Here is a 21,470-nt window from a genome sequence, read left to right on the forward strand (position 1 = left end):
GCACATCGGGCACTCAGGTGGCGAACCGTGCCCCCTCTGGTTATCGAGATGTCATCCGAATGGTTGATCCGAGGACCAGGCGCACTCCGTAACATTCGAGGGATGAGCACTGGAGCCACGACGAGCGCCGAACTCGGACTACGCGGCCCGTTGTCGTATGCGATCCACGCGTCGTTCTTCGTGCTGCTGTCCACGTCCGGCGTTCGGTACGTCGCGGTCCACGGCACCAGCGGACGGTTCGGGGTAGTACTCGTCCTGGCCGTGGTGCTCGCCGTGCTCTACGCCGTCATGGCTACGGCGTCCTCGCGAGATGTCGTTCGCCAGCGGCTGTGGATGTGGCCGGTGCTGAGCACCTGGGCGGCGCTCGTCTGGCTTGCACCGAGTTTCGCCTGGTGCGCATTCCCTGTTCTCTTCCTCTGCATTCGCCTGTACCCGAGCAAGATCGCCTACCCCATCGTCGGGACCCTGGGCGTCCTCGCCGGTATCGCGTTCTACCGGGTCACCGGGCGCGCCGAATTGGTGACCCTACTTGGACCTCTGTGCACGGCTGCACTGGTCGCGGCAGCGTACGGGCAGATGGAACGAGATGCCCGAGAACGCCTTCGGCTTCTGCGTCAGGTGGCGGAAGCTCAGTCTGCATTGGCAGATACCGAACGTGCTGCCGGTGCGGCGGCCGAGCGCGAGCGCCTCGCTCGCGAGATTCACGACACGGTTACCCAGGGCCTCGCGAGCGCCCTTCTTCGACTCGAGGCGGCCGAACAAACTTGGAATACAACGGGTTCACCGTCCCGAGCCGATATCGATGCCGCGGCAGTGAATATTCGTACAAGCCTGATGCAAAGCCGCGACCTCGTCCACGACCTTGCGCCGACCAAAGACGGAACGGGCGACTTCGACGCCCTGGTCGTGGCCGCCGCCCGCCAGTTCGTCCCGACCGTTCGGGTCCGCACCGTCGGTGAATCCGTCAGCCTTCCCCCGGACGTAGCTCACGCCATCGTGCGCGTGGTCTCGAGCGCGTCGTCGAACATCGCCCGCCACGCACACTCTGAAACGGCAGGCGTGACCATCACCTACCTCGACGACACCATCTCCGTCGACATCTTCGACGACGGCGTCGGTTTCGATCCGGAAAAACTCAGCGACCATTCTCGGTACGGTGGGTACGGCCTACGCGCGATGCGAAGCCGCGTCGCGCAGCTCGGCGGATCGTTCACTGTGGAAAGCGCACCGGGAGACGGCACCGTCGTCGCGGCCCAGTTCCCGCTCGAACGGAGGATCCGGTGACCACCACCATTCGCGTGTTCCTCGTCGACGATCATCTGGTCGTGCGAGCCGGGCTGAGAGCGCTACTGGACACTCAGCCGGACGTCGAGGTGGTCGGCGAAGCATCGTCCGGAGAGGAAGCTGCCACAGCAATACCGTCTGCCTCGCCGGATCTGGTGATGATGGATCTCGACATGGGTACCGGAATGCACGGCGCAGAAGCGATCAAACGGCTTCGAAACGACGGTGTCGACGTTCCCGTACTGGTTTTCACGACGTATGACACCGACGCCGACGTCGTGCGGGCCGTGGACGCCGGTGCCATCGGCTATCTACTCAAGGACTCGACTCCCGACGAGATCTTCGGCGCGGTGCGCGGCGCGGTTGCCGGGCGTAGCGTTCTCTCCCCTACCGTGGCCTCCCGTCTCGTTCAGCAGATGCAGCGCCCGCAGGAAGCGCTCACCGCGCGTGAGTCCGAACTGCTCAGCCTGCTCGCCGAAGGAATGACCAACCGCGAGCTGGGTAAGGCACTCTTCATCAGCGAAGCGACGGTGAAAACCCATCTCGGGCACATCTACGCCAAGCTCGGCGTCGATACCCGCTCTGCCGCAGTGTCCGTCGCACTACGTCGCGATGGAATACGCTGACCTCGGTGGCGGCCGAACAGCTCAGCCGCCCATCGCCTTACGCACTCCGTCGATCAGTTCGAGGAATTCGGCCTTCGGAGCGAAGTCCACGTACTCCGAGTCCTCGATCGCGCCGGGAACGTGACCGGGTGCCCAGTAGAAGACCTCCCCCGCATTGTAGATCTGCCGACCCGATTCGGAATCTGTGTAGATCCTGCCTTTCAAGACGTATCCGTAGTGCGGACATTGACAGCGCCCACCTTCCAAATGCGCGAACGGTTCGGCAAAGTTGGCTCCGGCAGGCATTTTGACGAAGTTGACGATCATGTCGCCTTCTTCTCGCATTCGCAGTTCGAATTCGCCGTCCTGCAACACGACGGGAAGCTCGTGAGCCGAGATGGTGTGCATCGGAGTTCCTTTCGACTTCAGAACGGGAAGGTCTGGGCGGCGGGCCGGCTGGTTCGCCACTGCCAGGTGGTGAATTCGTCCCAGCTGCTTTGAGTTCCGAATCTCGCGCCGTTTCCGGAGGCACCCGCACCGCCGAATGGTGCATAGGCATCGTTGTTCAACGTCTGATCGTTGATGTGCACTATGCCGGTCCGCAGACGGTCCGCGATCCGCTCGCCGCGTTCCACCGATCCTGTTTGAATGGCCGCTACCAGACCGTATTCGCTGTCATTGGCAAGTCTGACGGCCTCGTCTTCGTCCTTGACGACCACGACGGGCGCCACGGGTCCGAAAATCTCTTCGCGGAACGCGGGCATGTCCGAGGTGACACCGGCCAGGACGGTCGGCTGATAGAACAGCCCTTCGTAGGTTCCACCGGCGCGGATTTCGGCGCCGGCCGCCTTGGTGCCCTGGACGATTCGATCGACGTTGGCAATCTGCCTCGCGTTGATGAGCGGACCGAGAGCGACGTTGCCTGTATTGGGATCCCCGACGGGTAGGACCGAGGCACGCTTGGCCAGCAGGTCCAGGTACTGATCGGCGACCGACTCCAGCACGATGTGTCGGCCCGCGGTCATGCAGACCTGGCCCTGATGCAGGAACGATCCCCACGCACCCGCCGAACTCGCGGCATCGAGGTCTGCGTCGTCGAGGACGATCAGAGCATTGTTCCCGCCCAGTTCGAGCGAGACACGCTTGAGCGTGCGTCCGGCCGTTGCTCCGACCTGACGGCCGACGGCGGTCGAACCCGTGAAGGACACCATCGCGATGTTCGGGCTCTCGCACAATGCCTGACCAGGCTCCGCGTCACCGGCGAGCACATGCAGGAGACCTTCGGGAAGACCTGCTGCCGTGAACAATTCCGCGATGACCGCGCCACCGCTGATCGCAGTTTGAACGTCCGGTTTGAGAACGACGCCATTTCCGAGCGCCAAGGCGGGTGCGACAGCGCGCATGGCGAGGAGCAGCGGGAAGTTCCACGGGCTGATCACGCCGACCACGCCCAGGGGCACCCGGCGACCGATGCTCGTACGCCCCTCCTGGCTGGCAGGCAGGAGGTGTCCGAACGGCTGTGTCGGTAGTGCCGACGCCTCCCACAGTTCGGAGATGACAAGATCAACTTCGAACGCGGCTTTCCCTGGTACGGAGCCACCTTCACGAATCAACCAGCGCTCCACCTCGGCTCGCTCGGCTTCCAGAATCTGCGCCGCCTTACGGATCACCGAAGCTCGGGCCTGCCCGATCGTGGCCGCCCACGACGGCTGCGCGGCCGACGCGATGTGTGCCGCTCGATCGATATCCGCAACAGTCGCCGTCCCGATCACACCGAGCACCTCGCCGGTAGCCGGTTCGACGGACTCGACGGTGTCACCGCCCCCGTCGATCCATTGGCCGTCGAAGATCTTTCCGTGCCATTGCTGATGAGCGAGCAGATTCGTCATGAGTTCCTCAATTCGTAGCTTCCGCTGCGGCCCTCGCTGTTCGCGGGCCTGAGCTCTTCGCGAGCTTGAAAAGCGATCTGGAACACACTCTGCCCCGGTATTCGGGCTCCGAGTTGTCGTGATCGGACACGTTTGTTGTTCGGATGCGACAGATCAGTGACGTACTTCCGACGGCGCCGTACCGAATTCCGCTTTGAACGCACGCGAAAACGCCGGTGCGTCATGGAAACACCATCGCGCGGCCAGGACGGAGATCGAGTGATGGCGCAGTGAGACGTCGGTGAGATCGCGGCGTACACGGATCAACCGTTCTCGACGGATCAGCGCGTTGAGGGTCAGACCCCCGTCTCCGAAATGACGCTGAATTGTTCTCGGCGACATGTGCAGCGCTCCGGCGATCGACGCGACCGAGAGGTCCGGTGCATCCAGATTCCGAAGCACGTATCGCAAGATCTCCTCACGCGTGGAACTTCCGGGTGTCGCGGGCGCAAAGCCTTGCACCAGGACTGCCGCAGCGAGATTGACTCCGGCATCTCCGAGAAGCCCTGCGGCGCTGCCGTCTACCTGCGATGCAACAGCGCCCGAGATGAAGTTCTGCAGCAATGCACCGGATCCGCGCCGGCCGTCGTGGATGCGCGCGAGCGCGCAATTCAGTTCTCGTTCGGTCAGACTCATTGCGCCGCGCGGTACGGTCATGACGGTGCACGACCAGTGGCCGTCGAAACGCAACGCGTACGGACGCTCCACGTCGTAGAGAATCATCGCGCCGGACGGGGCCGTCAATTCGCGGTCGGATTGGCGCAGGATCGCTCGCCCGGTTCGGACCGTGCAGATCTTGAGCAGATCGCTACCGTGTCGCTTTGCTGCGCGCGTGCTCCGCCGCAGTATCTGAGGTGAACCGGAGATATCGAAAGCGCCTACGTCCCCGAGGCTTACGCCGCTGACGGTGCCTACAGGCACGCTATCGACGGAACTCTCGGGGCACAGGCCACCGAACGTCTCCGACATCTCGCAGTACCACTGCTGCACAGATTCCGGATTGCTCGAAGACATCGGAGACGTGGCCGACTACTTGATCGAAGATCCGTGCTGCGTCAACGGCATGACCTCGATGCTCATGTACGGGAACAGAGGGAGATTCCAGAGAATCTCGTGCAGTTCGTCAGCCGACTCGACGTCGAAAATGCTGATGTTGCTGAACTGACCCACAATTCGCCACAAATGAACCCACTTGCCCTGGCGCTGAAGGTCTTGTGAGTACGCCTTCTCCGTTGCGACGGTATCGGCGCGAACTTCCGGATCCAGGTCGCGCGGAATATCGACGTCCATCCGAACGTGAAAGAGTGCCATGTTCCTTTTTCCTCTAGTTCCTGGTCCAGGTCTTGACGGCGTCCATGTTCAGTTCGACTCCCAAGCCAGGCCCGGCGGGGAGGTGCAACTGACCCTCGGAATACTTCAACGGTTCCTGAAGCAATTCCTCGCTGAAGAGCAGCGGGCCGAAAAGCTCTGTTCCGAAGTTGATTCCCGGCTCGGCGCACGCGAAGTGCAACGAAGCCGCTGTGCCGATCGGCCCTTCGATGGACGTCGCACCGTGGCACGCAATACCCGCGGCCTTGGCAATCGCGACGATCTCGCGGCTGCGCTGGAGGCCACCGCACTTGGTGGTCTTGAGGGCGATGACATCGGCGGCGCTCCGGCGGGCGATTTCCAACGCGTCGTGTGGGGTCTGGACGCTCTCGTCGGCCATGACCGGAATCGGTAGAAGCCTACTGAGTTCGGCGAGGACCTCGATTTGGTCTGCCGGAGTGGGCTGTTCGATCAGTTCGACTCCGCCCTCGGCGAGTTGTGGCAGGTACCGCAGTGCTGTGAAGCGATCCCATCGCGCGTTGACGTCGACGCGGACGCCGGCATGACCGTCGAGCGCCTGCGCAATCCTGACGATGCGCGCGACGTCGACCGCTGGATCGAGTGCACCCATCTTGAGTTTGAAGCTGAAATTGAGCCGGGATTCCAGCTTTTCGTGAGCTTCCTCGATGATCTCGTCCGCCGGCGCAGCACCCAGTGCCCACGTCACGTCGACGCTCTCGCGGAAAGCCCCGCCGAGCAGCGTGTGCACGGGGACTCCCAGGCTACGAGCCCACGCGTCGTGCAACGCGACGTCGACGGCGGCCTTCGCGAATCGTGCATTGGCAACAACTTTTTCGATGTCGGCCATGATCGCGGTGATCTGATCCACGCGCCTGCCGACCACCACCGGCGCGATGTACTTCTCGATGATGACCTGCATCGTCTCCACCGATTCGCCGCCCCACCACGGACCGCCCGGTACGACACCTTCGCCGTATCCGATCACTCCGTCGGAGGTGCGGATCGCGACCAGCAACAACGGCTGCGCCGTCATCGACGTAGTGGCGAACTTGTGGGGGCGAACCAGAGGAACGTCGAGGATGGTCGTCTCCAAGGAGAAGATCGACAGGTCTGTCATCAGATCACTTTCTTTCGAGCAGTTGTGGATCAGGCCGGATCGAGCACGAAGTCGTATGTGACCCGGTTGGTTCCGTCGGCACCCGGCTTCGGATCGAGAATCAGTTCGGGCTTCGTCGCCGTTGCCACGTCGTTCTCGATCCACTCTCCACCGGAGAAATAGAGCTGGGTGGTGATCGTGCGCTTACCGGGAGCCTTCACCATGAGATGCAGGTGCGCCGGACGCCACGGGTGCCAGCCGGCCTTCTCGATGAACCAGCCGGTGGGCCCGTCGGTCGGGATCTGGTACGGCGCAGGTTGAATCGTGGTGATCTCGAAACGGCCCTCATTGTCGGCCACGATCGTTCCGCGGAGGTTGCCGTCCGGGATGTGCGGCGCGAAATGGGAGTAGTAGCCTTCGTCGTCCGCATGCCACAACTCGACGGTGGCACCTTCGAGACCCTTACCGTCGAGATCGCGAACCTGGCCCTCGAAGACCAGCTTCGATCCAACCTCGTTCTCACGCATCGGAAGTTCACACTTGGCAGGCAACGTCTTGGCATCGGCAACGTAGTACGGGCCCTCGATGCTTCCCTTGGTGCCGTGCTGGCCGCGGTACGCAACCTCCTCGACGTTGTGCTCGAGGAAGACGTCCAGCCACAGGGGCCACTCGCCGAACTGGCCGATGTCGATGAGCCACTGCTTGAGGACGCGGTACTCGGGGTAGGTGATGCCGTGCTTGTCGATGACGCCTGCGAGTGCCTCGAGCACGTCCTTGGCGATGGCCGAGACGCGCTCGGGCGGGGTGTCCGCGCTGACTCGTTCCTGGAGGAACTTGTCGGTGGCGGCAGTGCCCGAACCTACTGCGGTGGGGCTCTCGGAAGTGGTCATGTGGTCCTCCTCGGGGCCGTGTATGGCTGTTACCGGGTGGGTGCCGTACTGCTGGGCTGCGTCGGCTCCCCAAGTTTGGGTTGTACGCTGTGCGTACATATGTTACGCTGTGCGTACGCTTGTACTGTGCGCCCAGTCACAAGGTTTGTCAACCTTCGAAGGCGTCGATCGGGCATACCCGCAGATGAAAGGCCATTCCGTGAGCGAGAACGATCGCGATTACATCCAGAGCATCGAGCGTGGATTTGCTGTGCTGACTGCCTTCGACGAGAAGAATCCCAACCCGTCGCTCGCCGATCTTGCCGCCGAAACGGGTCTCTCCCGCCCCGCGGTCCGGCGCATCCTCCTCACGCTGCAGAAGCTCGGATACGTCACCGGCAACAACAGTCGGTGGTCGCTCACCCCACGCGTTCTGAGCATCGGGCAGCACTTCTCTGCATCACATGCTTTGACGCAGGCGGCGCTCCCTCGTCTGTTGGAGATCGCAGAACACACCCACGAGTCGGCGTCGCTCGGGGTGCTCGACGGCGTCGACGTGGTCTACGCCGCGCGTGTACCCGTCCGGCGGATCATGAGCATCAACGTCAGCGTCGGCACCAGAGTGCCTGCATATGCCACCTCCATGGGTCGGGCCCTGCTAGCCTGGGCGCCAACGGAAATCGTCGACAACGTCATCGCGAATTCCACGTTCGACGCCCTCACCCCCACCACGATCACCGACGAAGGCGCATTCCATACCGCCCTTCGGGTGGTACGCGAGCAGGGATACGCGCTCACGTCCGAGGAGCTGGAAGATGGCCTGATTTCCCTCGCTGCTCCCGTCCGCGACGCCGGCGGAAGCGTCGTCGGCGTGACAGCGTGTTCGACCTCGGCGGGGCGCACGACCCCGGAAGCCTTCCGCGCCGACGTCGCGCCTTTCCTCGTCGAGAAGGCAAATCAACTCAGCGCGGACATGGGGTACCGAAGCTAACGCCGCAACACTTCGGAAGGCAGCAAGCCGTACTTCCGCCGAAAGGAAGACGCGAACCGTCCGGTGTGCGTAAAACCCCATCTCACAGCGACATCGGTGACCGTCGTCGAGTCGTCGGCGTCCACCAGATCTGCATGGACCCGCTCGAGACGGATGTCGAGCAGGCATTCCGACGGACTCCGGCCCACGTACTGCCGAAACCCTTCTTGCAATCTCCGTACGCTGACACCGGCCACTTCGGCCATCTCCGCTGCGGTCCACACGCGGGCCGGGTCGTCGTGTATCTCGTCGAGCACCCGCTTGACGATGCGTGGCCTGGCGTGTCGCACCGCATCCTCACTTTCGGGCATTGCTGCAAGGACGAATGCCGTGACCACGGCGCCGGAGAGCTGACCCGCCACCAGTTCGTTGTGCAGCAGTCCGACTGGGCCGAGTATCTGATCCGACAGTGAGCGAACAAATTTCAGCCATCTGGCTCCGTCGTCTCCCCGAAGATCCACCTGATCAGGCAAGTGCATTCCGGGCCTGCCGAGAACCTTCTCCATCTCACGGTCGAGGTACTCGCGGTCCATCCGGACTCCGACGATCTCGCAGTCCGCACTCCACCGCGTGATTCTTGTGGTGATGTCGGGCGGACATACCGTCGCAACCCCCTGCGTCGAGAGCACGTGGGAGCCCGCGAAGACCGACTCGAGCTCACCCGAGAGCGGGATGTTCACGCCATAGGCGCCGGGATGATCGGATTCGACGGCGACGTCTGCTCCCCACCGAATATGAGCGATCCTCAGCGGTCCCAACTCGGTGGTGCACACCCCGACTCCACTGGCCGCATGCCGCGACAACGGCGTCAGCGTGTGCGGAAAATAGGCGTCCGAAACCGCATGACACGCCTCGTCCCAGTCGCGGGGAGCTGTACCGATCATGGAGTCGACCATCGTCCTTCTTCACCTTCCAAACCCGTGACCAGCCACATTGCCGAGCAAGGGCGCTGAACATCATTGAACACTGTGTCCCCGGTCACTTCCAAGAGAAAACGGGTACGGGCCGCGATCGGGTGCGCAATCCGGATAGCCACCGCGCTGTACGGATCGACCGAAGCCTGCGCCCGCCGTACGTTCGTCTTCACTCCCGGCGCGAGTCGTCGACTACTTCCGCCTCCCGCACTTCGCGGCACTCTCACTCACCCGCCATCCGAATAGGAGGTCCGGTCATGGAACAAAATCAGCTTCGAGGAATCTTCGGTCAATTCGCGAGCGGCGTCACCGTCATCACCTGCACCAATGCCGACGGCCAACCGCACGGAGCCACCGTCACCGCATTCACGGCCATTTCCCTGGAACCGCGACTGTGCCAGATCACGATGACTCGCAAGTCCAAGGCATGCGGCTACCTCGGCAACGCGCCGTTTGCCGTCAACATCCTTGCCTCCGACCAAGTGGACACGGCCATGCATTTTGCCGGCCGACCGCAGCGCACCGAACCGAGGTGGATCGACGGACCGACCGCTCCCTTGCTCGACGGCGCCGCAGCAACCATCTCGTGCGTCCCGTGGAACGAGTACGACGGCGGTGACCACATCATCTTCATCGGCGAGATCGTCGACGCACAGTCGAGCGGCAAGGATCCACTTCTGTTCTACCGAAGCACTTTTCACGATCTAGGCGCCACCTCGTCGACCACAGTCTGGAACGGCAGTCAGGACGACCCCCACAGCGGGTGGTTCGACGCCACCACCTCGTTCACCCCGATTCATCTTCAGCCCGCACCCCAAACGATCTGAAAGGCTTTGCCATGACGACCACCGAAATCCCTCCCACCGGCGTCGACCCCACAGATTCCGGAGCGCCACAGGTCAATCCGGCCGCCGACTGCGAAGCCAACCGCACGAAGAACTTCGCCACCCGGCCCATGACCGGCGACGAGTACATCTCGAGCCTGCAGGACGGTCGCGAGATCTGGCTTCACGGTGATCGCGTCAAGGACGTCACGACGCACCCCGCGTTCCGGAATCCGATCCGCATGACCGCAAGGCTGTACGACGCTCTACATATGGGCGAGCACGTTGACGCTTTGACCGTTCCGACGGACACGGGCAACGGCGGTGTCACGATGCCGTTCTTCCGCACTCCGACGTCGTCGGCTGATCTGCTCAAGGAACGCGACGCCATCGCGACGTGGGCACGTATGACCTACGGCTGGATGGGCCGCTCCCCCGACTACAAGGCAAGTTTCCTGGGAACCCTCCACGCCAACAAGGAGTTGTACGCGCCGTTCCAGGACAACGCCGAACGCTGGTACCGCGAATCGCAGGAGAAGGTTCTGTACTGGAACCACGCGATCATCAATCCCCCGGTGGATCGCCAACTTCCACCGGACGAGGTCGGCGACGTCTTCATGAAGGTGGAGAAGGAAACCGACGCCGGTTTGATCGTCAGCGGCGCCAAGGTGGTCGCCACCGGATCGGCGATCACGAACTACAACTTCATCGCTCACTACGGTCTGCCGATCAAGAAGAAGCAGTTCGCCCTGATCTGCACGGTGCCGATGGACGCACCGGGTGTGAAGCTGATCTGCCGCACCTCGTACACCGAACATGCTGCGGTGATGGGCAGCCCATTCGACTACCCGCTGTCGAGCCGCATGGACGAGAACGACACCATCTTCGTCTTCGACAAGGTGCTGGTTCCGTGGGAGAACGTCTTCATGTACGGCGACGTCGACCGGATCAACGCATTCTTCCCCCAATCGGGTTTCTTGCCGCGCTTCACCTTTCAGGGCTGCACTCGCCTGGCCGTCAAGCTCGACTTCATCGCCGGACTGTTGATGAAGGCACTCGAAGCCACCGGCGCCGGCGGCTTCCGCGGAGTCCAGACCCGTGTCGGTGAGGTGATCGGGTGGCGAAACCTCTTCTGGTCGTTGACCGAATCGATGGCACGCGATCCCGAACAGTGGGTCGGCGATTCGGTGATCCCGAAGCTCGAATACGGACTCACCTATCGAATGTTCATGATCCAGGGGTACCCGCGGATCAAGGAGATCATCGAACAGGACGTCGCGTCGGGCCTGATCTACCTGCCTTCGAGTTCACTCGACTTCAAGAGCCCGGAGGTGCGTCCGTACCTCGACAAGTACGTTCGTGGTTCGGACGGCATCACCGCCGTAGACCGCGTGAAAGTCATGAAAGCGCTCTGGGATTCGATCGGAACGGAGTTCGGCGGCCGACACGAACTCTACGAGCGCAACTACTCCGGCAATCACGAGAACGTCAAAGCGGAACTGCTGTTCGCAGCCCAGAATCGTGGACACGCAAGTTCCATGAAGGGACTGGCCGAGCAGTGCCTGAGTGAATACGACCTCGACGGCTGGACGGTCCCTGACCTCATCGGCAACGACGACGTCTCGTTCTTCAAGAACCGGTAGCCCACTCGGCGGGTAGGGCGGACTCGCGATGTCGAGTCCGCCCTGGTCGTCGTCTTCAGCAGGCATGGCCCATCAGCAGAATTCGACGAACACTGGACCCTTGGTCAGGACTAGGCAATTGCCTAGTGTGACCCGAGACACACGATGTCAAGGTGAATTCAGTACCGGACGCAGCCCCGTCCGGAAAGCGGGTCCCACCGATTCTGTCCGACAGCCCTCGGATTTCTCGGTCGGCGCCCACTCTTATCTGGAGGACACCCATGACGGATATGTTGGACGCTGCCCGCGGCACCGACCAGTTCGCGAACATCCGCGCTGCCCTCGACGACGCGCTCGTCGAGGACCCGGAGACCGGCCGCTACCAGGTGCGGCGCAGCGTCTTCACGGACGAGCAACTGTTCGAGCTCGAGATGACGCACATCTTCGAGGGCAATTGGATCTACCTCGCGCACGAGAGCCAGATCCCGAACGTCGGCGACTACTTCACCACGTACATGGGCCGTCAGCCCATCGTGCTCACCCGCAACAAGGACGGCGAATTGGGTGCGCTGATCAACGCATGCAGCCACCGCGGTGCGATGCTGTGTCGCCGTAAGACCGACAACCGAACCACCTTCACCTGCCCGTTCCACGGCTGGACCTTCAACAACAGCGGAAAGCTCCTCAAAGCCAAGGACGCTCGCACCGGTGGCTATCCGGAGCAGTTCAACAAGGACGGCTCACACGACCTGACCAAGGTGGCGCGGTTCGAGAACTACCGCGGCTTCCTCTTCGGCAGCCTCAACCCCGACGTCCTGCCGCTCGAAGAGCACCTCGGTGACACCACGAAGGTCATCGACATGATCGTCGATCAATCACCCGACGGACTCGAAGTCCTGCGCGGCGCATCCACGTACACCTACGACGGCAACTGGAAGCTGCAGACCGAGAACGGTGCCGACGGCTACCACGTGTCCTCGACGCACTGGAACTACGCCGCCACCACCGCGCGCCGCACCGCCGGTGAATCGTCCAACGAGACCAAAGCCATGGACGCCGGCACCTGGGGCAAGCAGGGCGGTGGATACTTCTCCTACGACTACGGACATCTCCTGCTCTGGATGTGGTGGGGCAATCCCGAGGACCGTCCCCTGTTCGAACGCAAAGCAGAACTGGAGGCTCAGTTCGGTTCCAAGAAAGCCGAATTCATGGTCGGTGCGTCGAGGAACCTCTGCCTGTACCCAAACGTCTACCTCATGGATCAGTTCAGCAGCCAGATCCGGCACTTCCGTCCGATCTCCGTGGACCAGACCGAAGTCACCATCTACTGCATCGCACCCAAGGGAGAGAGCGCCGACGCACGCAGCAACCGCATCCGTCAGTACGAGGACTTCTTCAATGCCAGCGGTATGGCCACCCCGGACGATCTCGAAGAGTTCCGTTCCTGCCAGAAGACCTACCAGGCAGCCGGCGCCCCGTGGAACGACCTCAGCCGTGGTGTCACACACCAGATTCCCGGTCCGAACGACGTCGCGAAGGATCTCGGCATGAATCGCGTGCTCTCGAGCGGAGCCAAGACCGAGGACGAAGGCTTGTATCCCATTCAACACGGATACTGGCGCGACGCCATGCTTGCGGCCGTAGATGCCGAGCAAGCCGCTTCCAACCGGACCATCTGAGGACGATCATCATGACTGTCACCACCACCAATGCCGTCGCCCTCGAAACAGTGCAGCAGTTTCTCTACCGTGAAGCTCGCTATCTGGACGATCGCGAGTTCGAGAAGTGGATCGAGTGCTACCACCCCGATTCCGAGTACTGGATGCCGGCATGGGCCGACGACGGCGAACTGACCACGGACCCGCACGCGGAGATCTCGCTGATCTACTACCCGAATCGCGGCGGTATCGAGGACCGCGTGTTCCGCATCAGGACGGACCGTTCCAGCGCGACAAGCCTTCCCGAGCCCCGCACCGGCCACAACATCACCAACGTGGAAGTGATCGAAGAACGCGGTTCCGTCGTCGACGTCCGCTTCAATTGGTTCACGCTGTACTTCCGCTACAACACAGTCGACACCTACTTCGGCACCTCGCACTACACGATCGACTTCTCGGGCGAGCAGCCGTTGATCATGAAGAAGAAGGTAGTCCTCAAGAACGACTACATCCATCACGTGGTCGACATCTACCACTTCTGACACGACTTCCCTTCGAATCGAGCTGTTTCCCATGAGTATTCAAGCTGCGTCGACCTTTCAAGTAGCCCTGAGTTTCGAAGACGGCATCACCCGCTTCGTCGAATGCAACACCGACGAGACCGTCGCGGACGCGTCGTACCGCGCACGAATCAACATTCCGCTCGACTGCCGCGACGGAGCTTGTGGCACCTGCAAATCGCTCTGTGAGTCAGGTACTTTCGACGCAGGCGACTACATCGAGGAGGCCCTGACGGACGACGAGGCCGAGCAGGGATACTGCCTGCCGTGCCAGATGGTGCCGGAATCAGATCTCGTGCTGCAAATTCCCACCACGTCCGCGGTCGCCAAAACCACTGCCGGTTCGTACACGTCCACGATCACCGAGATCATTCGCCATTCGGATTCGACCGTGGGTTTCACCGTCGAAGTCGACAACCGCGCAGATCTGGTCTTCCTCCCCGGTCAGTACGTGAACATCCTCGTTCCCGGAACCGAAGCGACGCGGTCGTACTCGTTCAGCACCGGCCCCGAGGTCGAGTCGGCGTCGTTCCTGGTCAAGATCACCCCGGGTGGTCTGATGTCCGAGTATCTCAGTCAGCGTGCGCAGGTAGGTGACACTCTCGAATTGACCGGCCCGATGGGTAGCTTCTTCCTCCGCGCAGGTCAGCGGCGAGCCCTACTGCTTGCCGGCGGCACCGGCTTGGCCCCGTTGCTCTCCATACTGGAGAAGATGCGTACCGAAAGCTCCACTCGGCCCGTTCATCTGGTCTACGGCGTCAGCTCCGACACCGATCTCGTCGAGCTCGACACACTGCATGACTACGCGGAGTCTTTACCCCAGTTCACCTTCGACTACTGCGTATCCGATCCCGACAGCACAGCCCCGAACAAGGGCTATGTCACCGGCTTGATCGAGCCCGATCACCTCGACGACGGCAACGTAGACGTCTACCTGTGCGGCCCGCCGCCGATGGTCGAAGCCGTACGTCTGCACTTCAAGGACGTCTCGATCACACCGACGAACTTCTACTTCGAGAAGTTCAACAACGCGGCAGCACCGGCTGATTCACCGGCAGTCTCGGTGGAAGAATCAGCAGCCGACACGTACGAGATCGGTGAAGAACATCTGCCAGTCGCGGAGTCGGACGCACAGTTCGACGCGCGGATGGCACTCGAACTCGGAGCAATGGAACTCACGATCGGCCGCCTCACTCCGGCACAGTTGACGGAGTACCGCATTCTGGCGGAGAACTCGGCCACCTCCATCGACCGCGATCACTTCACGGACGCAGCGGCATTCACCGAAACCAATGCCCTGTTCCACGACTTCCTCTTCCGCTGCACCGGAAACGAAGTGCTGCTGCAGGCATACCACCGCCTCGAGGTCACACAACTGATGAACCGAGTGCTCCGCACCGCCGATTGGGTGGACGAACATGTCGCGGAGGATCACTCACGTATCGTGCATGCATTCGAGCAGAATGATCGCGCCGCGGCCCGTGATCTGATCGTCCAGCACAGCGAACACGCCAAGTCGACGATGCACCGGGCCATCACTGACGCTCGGGAAAGTGTGGCGTCGTGAGCACGAGATTCTTCGCCGGCCGGTTCGACGACCGGGTCGTGGTCGTCACCGGAGCGGCTCAGGGGATCGGACGCAGCGTTGCCGAAAGAGTTTCCGCAGAAGGTGGTTCCGTCGCGCTTGTGGATCGAGCCGAACTGGTTCACGACATCGCGGCACCGTTGGAACGTGCCCATTCGGTGACCGCGGACCTCGAGACGTTCGAAGGTGCCCAGCATGCAATAGATTCCGCATTGGAACGCTTCGGACGCATCGACGTCCTGGTCAACAACGTCGGCGGCACCATCTGGGCCAAACCCTACGAGCACTACACACCGCAGCAGATACAAGCCGAGGTCACACGATCGCTATTCCCCACGCTCTGGACGTGCCGTGCGGTAGTGCCCCATCTGATCGAGCAGGCGGGCGGCACCATCGTCAACGTCTCCTCGGTCGCCACCCGCGGCGTCAACCGTGTTCCCTACGCGGCGGCCAAGGGCGGGGTCAGCGCGATCACCGCTGCACTGGCGATGGAAGTCGCGCAGTACGGAATACGCGTCGTGGCAACCGCTCCCGGCGGAACCGAGGCGCCACCACGCGTCGTGGCACGCGGACCGGGTGCCGAGACCGACGAGGAGAAGGCCTGGTACCAGCAGATCGTCGACCAGACCGTCGACTCGTCGCTACTCAAGCGTTACGGCACCCTGGACGAACAGGCTGCCGCCATCACTTTCCTTGCCTCCGAAGAGGCTTCGTATGTCACCGGAACGGTTCTGCCCGTCGCCGGTGGCGACCTCGGCTGAATCCAGCCTCCCCCGATTCCTGATCTCTCGAACGGAGATTCGCCATGTCCTCGATCGAACGTGGTTCCTGGGCCAGTGCCCGCCATCGCTCGTCAGTGTTGTGGGTGGTCACCATCGCCGCCATTGCCATTCTGTTCGACGGATACGACCTGGTCGTGTACGGCACGATCCTGCCCGTACTCATGGACGACCCCAGCCACATCGGCACCTTGACCGCATCTCAGGCCGGCGCGTTGGGTTCGTATGCACTCGTCGGAGTGATGGTCGGCGCACTGACGTGTGGAGCGATCGGCGATCACTTCGGTCGCCGAAAGATGATGCTGGTCAACATCATCTGGTTCTCGGTCGGAATGGCACTGGCAGCGTTCGCCACCAGCATCACCACCTTCGGTCTGCTGCGGTTCTTCACCGGCATCGGTGTCGGTGGGCTTGTCGCCACCGCCGGAGCCATGATTGCCGAGTTCGCGCCGCCGGGACGCCGCAATCTGTTCAACGCCATCGTCTACAGCGGTGTCCCGGCCGGTGGCGTCATGGCTTCCGTCCTGGCGATTGTTCTCCGCGATTCCATCGGATGGCGCGGACTGTTCCTCATCGGCGCACTTCCGTTGGTCTTTCTGTTCCCACTTGCCTGGTTCAAACTGCCCGAGTCTCCCTCGTGGCTCATTGCTCGCGGACGTGTCGAGGAAGCTCGCGCCATTTCCTCGAAGACTGGAATTCCGTTACCTGTCGGTGCAGATCAACCCGACGACACCGTAGCCGAGAAGGTCGGCTTCCGAGCGTTGGCGAGCAGACAATACGTTTGGGGCACTGCGCTTCTCGGCCTCATGAGCTTCGCCGGCCTCCTCCTGACCTACGGACTCAACACCTGGCTGCCCAAGATCATGGAAAACGCGGGATACAACGCGAAGGGTTCGCTCTCGTTCCTGTTGGTACTCAACGGCGGTGCCATCATCGGTGGACTTCTCGCCTCCAAGATCGCGGACGTCACCGGTCCGCAACGGGTTGTCGCCACCACCTTCGGTCTGGCTGCACTCGCCCTGCTCCTGTTCACATTCGGGTTCCCGCTTCCCGTACTCCTCGCCTCTGTTGCGATCGCCGGTGTCGGCACCATCGGAACTCAGGTGCTCATCTACGGATTCGTCTCCAACTACTATTCGACAGCGGCCCGAGCTGCGGGTGTCGCGTGGTGCGCAGGATTCGGTCGACTCGGCGGTATCTTCGGCCCACTGATCGGCGGAAGCTTGATCAGTGCCGGTATCAGCTCCGAATCCGCGTTCTACGTGTTCGCCGGTATCGCCGTGCTGGGCTCCATCGTGACCTTCTTCGTACCCAAGCAAGCAGCGGATCTCGACACAACCGCATCTCTGGTGACGGAAGTCCTCTCTGAAAACGAATCCCGTGGTGAGCCCGGCGTTACGGTAGTCAGGTGACACTTCGTGACGTGCTGGTAGGCCGAGAACACGAACTGAAGGTTCTCGGCCAGGCATTGGCTGCGGCGAAGGCAGGTACGCCGTCCCTCGTTCTTGTGGAGGGTGATGCGGGCAGCGGTAAATCAACACTGGTCAACCGGTTCACCGAGATCTCGACGCATCACACTCTTCGATCCGCCCGTGGATTGGAGTGGGAGTCTTCAACTCCGTTCGGGGTGATCGCGCAACTGCTCGAACATCCGGTGTCGGCTCACGAGCCCGTCGCCGTTGCCAAACAGATTCTCGACAGTGCAGACCAGTTGACCATGGTTGTCGTCGACGACGCCCACCACAGCGACGTCAGCTCGCTTCAGGCGATCACATCGGCACTTCATCGAGGTCGGGGCGCGCAGCTGTTGGTTGTGCTTGTCGTCGAGGAATCGCCACGCATTGACGCCGGCGTCCGGAGCATTCTCGAACTTCACTGGTCGCAGCGACTGCACATCAGCGCCCTCGACGCCACCGCCGTCATCGACATCGCTCGGGTTCGCAACGGAATCGATCTCAGTTCCGGCGTCGCTCGCCAACTTCAAGAGTTCACAGCGGGCAACACACTCGACGTCGTCTCACTCCTCGACGAACTGCCGACGACATACTGGACTCGGTGGCACCGTACCTTGCCTGTTCCCCGCCATCGCGCTGCGTCGATCACAAGCACACTTGCGCATTGTTCCGAGGGTGGGCGCACGTTGGTCGAAGCCGCCGCGGTCCTCGGGCGCAGCACGTCGTTGTCACATCTCGCGCAATTGGCCGACGTCGACGACATCGTCAGCGCGCTGGACAACGCCTTTGCCTGCGGTCTTCTCACCGTGCACGAACGGCGCGGCAGCACCGAAGTGTCCGTCCGGGGTCAGATGGTTGCAGCCTCCGTGAATGCCAACTTGGGACCTGCCCAGCTGCATCAACTGCATCGCCGCGCAGCCGAGATCGCCTGGGGTGACGGCGAGCGGTTGTTTCATCTGGCTGCCGCCGCCACTACGCACGACGAAGTGCTGGCCGCAGAACTGGTTGCGTACGCGGCACTCCGAGCAGTTGACGGTGCATGGTCCGAGGTGGCGGACGCCATGGTCACCGCCAGCCGTCTCACCACCAGTAGGAAAGATCACGAGAACCACCTGTTGAGAGGAGTTGACGCGCTGACCGGTGCGGGCGACATTCCACACGCCATGGACTTCGTTCCCGAAATCGAGAGTATTACGCGCGGGCCGCTGCGGGACGCCGTCCTCGGATACCTCGCGATTCATCGTGGACGCCCAAGCGAAGCTGCTGATCTACTGACTCGCGCCTGGGGTAATTGCCGTGCGGATCTCGAACCCGCGGTCGCGGCAATGATCGCCCAGCGCATGGTCCTGCATTCCCTGGCCAGACTCGACGGTACAGCTCTGGTCGAGTGGGTCGATCGCGCAGTCGAATTGGTTGGTCCGTCAGATCCTGCCGCGGTGGAGTCCGAAGCAATCAAGGGCCTCGGACTCGGTGCCACCGGACGAACCGAACAGGCGCTCGCGGCATACGAGGAACTGTCGGACCGCGTCCGTCCCGGCGCTCAAGCACAGCGATTTCAGATGGGCCGCGGTTGGCTCGAATTGGCAGTGGATCATCCCGAAGCAGCCCGGCGCGATCTCGAAAGCGCAGTGTCCACTGAATTTTCCAGCGGATCGGCACGTATCTCACTGTGGGCGCAGGCCTGGCTGGCCCGCACGCAGTTCACCTTGGGCGCGTGGGACGATGCGCTGTCGACAATCGACGGTGCCGCCGCCCAAGTCGACCGTTACGAGATCGACATCGTCCGACCGTTGGTTCACTGGTCCGGTGCACAAATTCACGCACTGCGAGGGAACTGGGACCTTGCCCGTGATCATGTGCGCCGCGCGCATGTGGGTGCGCATTCCTACGAAATCATGTACGTGCCTGCACTTCTCGCGAGGGCACAATTCGCCGAAGCTGCGGCCGACTACGCCGGCGTACTGGCAGCGCTGGCGCCGCTGACGGCAAGCACATCTCAACAATGGCTCGACGAACCCGGGTTCTGGCCGTGGGTCGACGTCTATGCAAATGCTCTGGTTATGGTCGGCCGGGTCGACGACGCCGATATCTTCCTACAGCCATACGAGGAGACGGCACGCAGTCGCGGGCACCGTTCCGCCACAGCACGTCTCGGATACGTTCGTGGCCGAATCCATGGAGCCCGAAGCGAACTCGTCGACGCCAGAAACAGTTTCGACGAGGCACTTCTCAATCTCGAGGACCTGCCGCTCCCCTACGACCGGGCCCGAATCAATTTTGCCTACGGCCAAACTCTTCGGAGGGCCGGCAAGCGCGCAGAGGCAGACGTCGTACTGAGGGACGCACGCGAGCTCTACTATGCATTGGGCGCAGCGACGTACGTTGAACGTTGTGAGCGCGAACTGCGCGCTGGCGGGTTGAACCTTTCACGACTGGACAAGGGGATCACCGACCTGACCCCGCAAGAGCGAGCCGTTGCCGATCTTGTCGCCGCCGGCAAGTCCAACAAGGAAGCTGCCGGCGAATTGTTCCTCTCCGTCAAGACCATTCAATATCACCTCACGCGCGCGTACGCGAAGCTCGGACTGCGATCACGGAGCGAACTCGCGGCGCTCTTTCGTGAACGCGAACTTGGCGATCCCGACCAGGAGACCTGAAACATGTCGAATACCCCGACAATTGCACACACTCGTGTCATCGCCGAGCCGCTGCTCCAACCCGTCTACGGGCCTCGGCGTGTCTTGCGGGACTTCGGGGGAACATACGGCGCCAACGCAGTTATCGGTATCGTCTTCTCCGCCACCGGTCCGGTAGCGGTCATCCTTGCTGCGGGTTTGGCCGGCGGTCTCAGCCAATCAGAGTTGGCCTCTTGGATTTTCGGCGCCTTCTTCGTCAACGGCATTTTGACGATCACCGCGTCCTGGCTGTATCGGCAACCATTGGCGTTCTTCTGGACGATTCCCGGAACCGTTGTCGTCGGAGCGTCGTTGGAGCATCTGCCGTGGGAGCAAGTGCTCGGAGCGTTCTTCGCGACCGGCGCCTTGATCTTGTTGTTGGGATTGACCGGGTGGGTCACACCGATCATGGCCGCATTACCCATGCCCATCGTCATGGCAATGGTGGCAGGCGTTTTCCTTCATTTCGGAACCGATTTGGTCGAAGCGCCCGCTCACGACGCGGTGATCGCCCTGCCGATGATCGCCACCTTTGTCACTCTGAGCGTGTTCGCCAAGTTGGGAAGATTCGTTCCGCCCGTTCTCGGCGCGCTGATCGTTGGCGTGGTCGTGATACTCGCGACCGGAAGATTCAACTCCGCCGGCGACGCGTATGAGTGGCTGGCGCATCCGATGCTGACCACGCCAACCTGGTCTTGGCAGGCGATGATCGAACTGGTTGTACCGCTGGCGATCACAGTCGTCGTCGTGCAGAACGGCCAAGGAATCGCAGTCCTCCGAGCAGCCGGTCATCAACCGCCGATCGGGACAGCAACGGTTGCCTGCGGTGTGTTCTCTCTCGTGAACGCGGCGGTGGGTTGTGTCTCGACGTGCCTGACCGGGCCGACGAACGCATTGCTCACGGCGTCGGGAGAGCGGACACGCCAATACACCGCCGGAATCTTCTGCGGCTTACTCGCCGTCGTCTTCGGACTGTTCGCCCCGACTTTCGTCGCGATGATGTTGGGAACTCCCACGGCATTCATCGTCACACTGGGTGGTCTGGCCATGTTGAAGGCACTGCAAGGCGCTTTTGTCACCGCATTCGGCGGGAAGTTCACCTTCGGGGCCCTGATCGCGTTCCTTGTGACAATCTCCGACGTCGAACTGTTCAATATCGGTGGCGCATTCTGGGGACTCGTCGTGGGAGTGATCGCGTCACGCATCCTGGAGCGCTCCGACTACTCCTGAACGGTCACCCTGACATGCGAATATTCGC

The 21,470-nt window shown here is 62.1% G+C and carries 19 protein-coding genes and 1 pseudogene; 12 read left to right on the forward strand and 8 right to left on the reverse strand.

What is annotated here, in order from left to right; all coding sequences use genetic code 11:
- The first annotated feature begins 102 nt into the window (after positions 1–102).
- Together FFI94_RS28355 and FFI94_RS28360 are read left to right on the forward strand one after the other, a co-directional pair.
- Positions 103–1,284, forward strand: a complete 1,182-nt coding sequence (locus FFI94_RS28355; RefSeq protein WP_138870753.1) for a sensor histidine kinase — start codon at positions 103–105, stop codon at positions 1,282–1,284.
- On the forward strand, positions 1,281–1,910 hold the full coding sequence (locus FFI94_RS28360; RefSeq protein ID WP_138870754.1) for a response regulator transcription factor: 630 nt from the start codon (positions 1,281–1,283) through the stop codon (positions 1,908–1,910). The genes FFI94_RS28355 and FFI94_RS28360 overlap by 4 nt, the downstream gene beginning before the upstream one ends.
- Positions 1,911–1,931: 21 nt before the next feature.
- Here the strand turns inward: FFI94_RS28360 and FFI94_RS28365 are convergent, their stop codons facing one another.
- The 6 genes from FFI94_RS28365 to catA all read right to left on the reverse strand — a co-directional run bounded on the left by FFI94_RS28365 (position 1,932) and on the right by catA (position 7,132).
- Positions 1,932–2,297, reverse strand: coding sequence for a hypothetical protein (locus FFI94_RS28365; RefSeq protein WP_138870755.1), 366 nt, complete (start codon positions 2,295–2,297; stop codon positions 1,932–1,934).
- A 17-nt stretch (positions 2,298–2,314) separates the two neighbouring features.
- Entirely contained in the window at positions 2,315–3,778 is a 1,464-nt protein-coding gene (locus tag FFI94_RS28370; protein ID WP_138870756.1) for a benzaldehyde dehydrogenase, read from the reverse strand.
- Between the two features lie 153 nt (positions 3,779–3,931).
- On the reverse strand, positions 3,932–4,831 hold the full coding sequence (locus FFI94_RS28375; protein ID WP_185993339.1) for a helix-turn-helix domain-containing protein: 900 nt from the start codon (positions 4,829–4,831) through the stop codon (positions 3,932–3,934).
- 15 nt (positions 4,832–4,846) lie between these two features.
- The gene (catC, locus tag FFI94_RS28380) at positions 4,847–5,128 is read right to left on the reverse strand and encodes a muconolactone Delta-isomerase (protein WP_138870757.1); all 282 of its coding nucleotides are present in this window, start codon (positions 5,126–5,128) and stop codon (positions 4,847–4,849) included.
- A gap of 13 nt (positions 5,129–5,141) precedes the next feature.
- Positions 5,142–6,263: a muconate/chloromuconate family cycloisomerase gene (locus FFI94_RS28385; protein WP_138870758.1), complete on the reverse strand. Its 1,122-nt coding sequence runs from the start codon at positions 6,261–6,263 to the stop codon at positions 5,142–5,144.
- 29 nt (positions 6,264–6,292) lie between these two features.
- On the reverse strand, positions 6,293–7,132 hold the full coding sequence (catA, locus tag FFI94_RS28390; protein WP_138870759.1) for a catechol 1,2-dioxygenase: 840 nt from the start codon (positions 7,130–7,132) through the stop codon (positions 6,293–6,295).
- Positions 7,133–7,331: 199 nt separating this feature from the next.
- Between catA and FFI94_RS28395 the strand changes: the two genes are divergently transcribed.
- Positions 7,332–8,102 (forward strand): IclR family transcriptional regulator, encoded by a 771-nt coding sequence (locus FFI94_RS28395; protein ID WP_138870760.1) that lies wholly within the window; start codon positions 7,332–7,334, stop codon positions 8,100–8,102.
- Here the strand turns inward: FFI94_RS28395 and FFI94_RS28400 are convergent.
- Positions 8,099–9,037 (reverse strand): AraC family transcriptional regulator, encoded by a 939-nt coding sequence (locus FFI94_RS28400; RefSeq protein ID WP_138870761.1) that lies wholly within the window; start codon positions 9,035–9,037, stop codon positions 8,099–8,101. The genes FFI94_RS28395 and FFI94_RS28400 overlap by 4 nt on opposite strands.
- Positions 9,038–9,312: 275 nt before the next feature.
- Between FFI94_RS28400 and FFI94_RS28405 the strand changes: the two genes are divergently transcribed.
- The 7 genes from FFI94_RS28405 to FFI94_RS28435 all read left to right on the forward strand — a co-directional run bounded on the left by FFI94_RS28405 (position 9,313) and on the right by FFI94_RS28435 (position 17,495).
- Positions 9,313–9,882, forward strand: a complete 570-nt coding sequence (locus FFI94_RS28405) for a flavin reductase family protein (protein ID WP_138870763.1) — start codon at positions 9,313–9,315, stop codon at positions 9,880–9,882.
- Between the two features lie 11 nt (positions 9,883–9,893).
- Positions 9,894–11,522, forward strand: a complete 1,629-nt coding sequence (locus FFI94_RS28410; RefSeq protein WP_138870764.1) for a 4-hydroxyphenylacetate 3-hydroxylase family protein — start codon at positions 9,894–9,896, stop codon at positions 11,520–11,522.
- A 260-nt stretch (positions 11,523–11,782) separates the two neighbouring features.
- The gene (benA, locus tag FFI94_RS28415) at positions 11,783–13,180 is read left to right on the forward strand and encodes a benzoate 1,2-dioxygenase large subunit (protein WP_138870765.1); all 1,398 of its coding nucleotides are present in this window, start codon (positions 11,783–11,785) and stop codon (positions 13,178–13,180) included.
- Between the two features lie 11 nt (positions 13,181–13,191).
- The gene (gene benB / locus FFI94_RS28420; RefSeq protein WP_138870766.1) at positions 13,192–13,701 is read left to right on the forward strand and encodes a benzoate 1,2-dioxygenase small subunit; all 510 of its coding nucleotides are present in this window, start codon (positions 13,192–13,194) and stop codon (positions 13,699–13,701) included.
- A gap of 31 nt (positions 13,702–13,732) precedes the next feature.
- The gene (gene benC / locus FFI94_RS28425) at positions 13,733–15,286 is read left to right on the forward strand and encodes a benzoate 1,2-dioxygenase electron transfer component BenC (RefSeq protein WP_138870767.1); all 1,554 of its coding nucleotides are present in this window, start codon (positions 13,733–13,735) and stop codon (positions 15,284–15,286) included.
- The gene (locus FFI94_RS28430; protein WP_138870768.1) at positions 15,283–16,065 is read left to right on the forward strand and encodes a 1,6-dihydroxycyclohexa-2,4-diene-1-carboxylate dehydrogenase; all 783 of its coding nucleotides are present in this window, start codon (positions 15,283–15,285) and stop codon (positions 16,063–16,065) included. The genes benC and FFI94_RS28430 overlap by 4 nt, the downstream gene beginning before the upstream one ends.
- 44 nt (positions 16,066–16,109) lie before the next feature.
- Positions 16,110–17,495, forward strand: a complete 1,386-nt coding sequence (locus FFI94_RS28435; protein WP_138870769.1) for an aromatic acid/H+ symport family MFS transporter — start codon at positions 16,110–16,112, stop codon at positions 17,493–17,495.
- Here the strand turns inward: FFI94_RS28435 and FFI94_RS34805 are convergent.
- Positions 17,471–17,527, reverse strand: a pseudogene (locus tag FFI94_RS34805) (hypothetical protein); the annotation flags it as partial. The gene FFI94_RS28435 and the pseudogene FFI94_RS34805 overlap by 25 nt on opposite strands.
- On the opposite strand from FFI94_RS34805, the gene FFI94_RS28440 reads away from it, so the two are divergent.
- Positions 17,507–20,194, forward strand: a complete 2,688-nt coding sequence (locus FFI94_RS28440) for a LuxR C-terminal-related transcriptional regulator (RefSeq protein WP_397495516.1) — start codon at positions 17,507–17,509, stop codon at positions 20,192–20,194. The pseudogene FFI94_RS34805 and the gene FFI94_RS28440 overlap by 21 nt on opposite strands.
- A 3-nt stretch (positions 20,195–20,197) precedes the next feature.
- Complete coding sequence (locus FFI94_RS28445) at positions 20,198–21,442, forward strand: benzoate/H(+) symporter BenE family transporter (protein WP_138870771.1); 1,245 nt, start codon at positions 20,198–20,200, stop codon at positions 21,440–21,442.
- Positions 21,443–21,470 lie beyond the last annotated feature (28 nt).

It is taken from the genome of Rhodococcus sp. KBS0724 (genome assembly GCF_005938745.2).
Classification (GTDB): domain Bacteria; phylum Actinomycetota; class Actinomycetes; order Mycobacteriales; family Mycobacteriaceae; genus Rhodococcus_F.

Coding starts and splice junctions, on each gene's coding strand:
- FFI94_RS28375 (WP_185993339.1), bottom strand. CDS start 4,831: ATGTCTTCGAGCAATCCGGAATCTGTGCAGCAGTGGTACTGCGAGATG.
- FFI94_RS28365 (WP_138870755.1), bottom strand. CDS start 2,297: ATGCACACCATCTCGGCTCACGAGCTTCCCGTCGTGTTGCAGGACGGC.
- catC (WP_138870757.1), bottom strand. CDS start 5,128: ATGGCACTCTTTCACGTTCGGATGGACGTCGATATTCCGCGCGACCTG.
- FFI94_RS28385 (WP_138870758.1), bottom strand. CDS start 6,263: ATGACAGACCTGTCGATCTTCTCCTTGGAGACGACCATCCTCGACGTT.
- FFI94_RS28435 (WP_138870769.1), top strand. CDS start 16,110: ATGTCCTCGATCGAACGTGGTTCCTGGGCCAGTGCCCGCCATCGCTCG.
- catA (WP_138870759.1), bottom strand. CDS start 7,132: ATGACCACTTCCGAGAGCCCCACCGCAGTAGGTTCGGGCACTGCCGCC.
- FFI94_RS28355 (WP_138870753.1), top strand. CDS start 103: ATGAGCACTGGAGCCACGACGAGCGCCGAACTCGGACTACGCGGCCCG.
- FFI94_RS28410 (WP_138870764.1), top strand. CDS start 9,894: ATGACGACCACCGAAATCCCTCCCACCGGCGTCGACCCCACAGATTCC.
- FFI94_RS28445 (WP_138870771.1), top strand. CDS start 20,198: ATGTCGAATACCCCGACAATTGCACACACTCGTGTCATCGCCGAGCCG.
- FFI94_RS28400 (WP_138870761.1), bottom strand. CDS start 9,037: ATGGTCGACTCCATGATCGGTACAGCTCCCCGCGACTGGGACGAGGCG.
- FFI94_RS28405 (WP_138870763.1), top strand. CDS start 9,313: ATGGAACAAAATCAGCTTCGAGGAATCTTCGGTCAATTCGCGAGCGGC.
- benA (WP_138870765.1), top strand. CDS start 11,783: ATGACGGATATGTTGGACGCTGCCCGCGGCACCGACCAGTTCGCGAAC.
- benB (WP_138870766.1), top strand. CDS start 13,192: ATGACTGTCACCACCACCAATGCCGTCGCCCTCGAAACAGTGCAGCAG.
- benC (WP_138870767.1), top strand. CDS start 13,733: ATGAGTATTCAAGCTGCGTCGACCTTTCAAGTAGCCCTGAGTTTCGAA.
- FFI94_RS28370 (WP_138870756.1), bottom strand. CDS start 3,778: ATGACGAATCTGCTCGCTCATCAGCAATGGCACGGAAAGATCTTCGAC.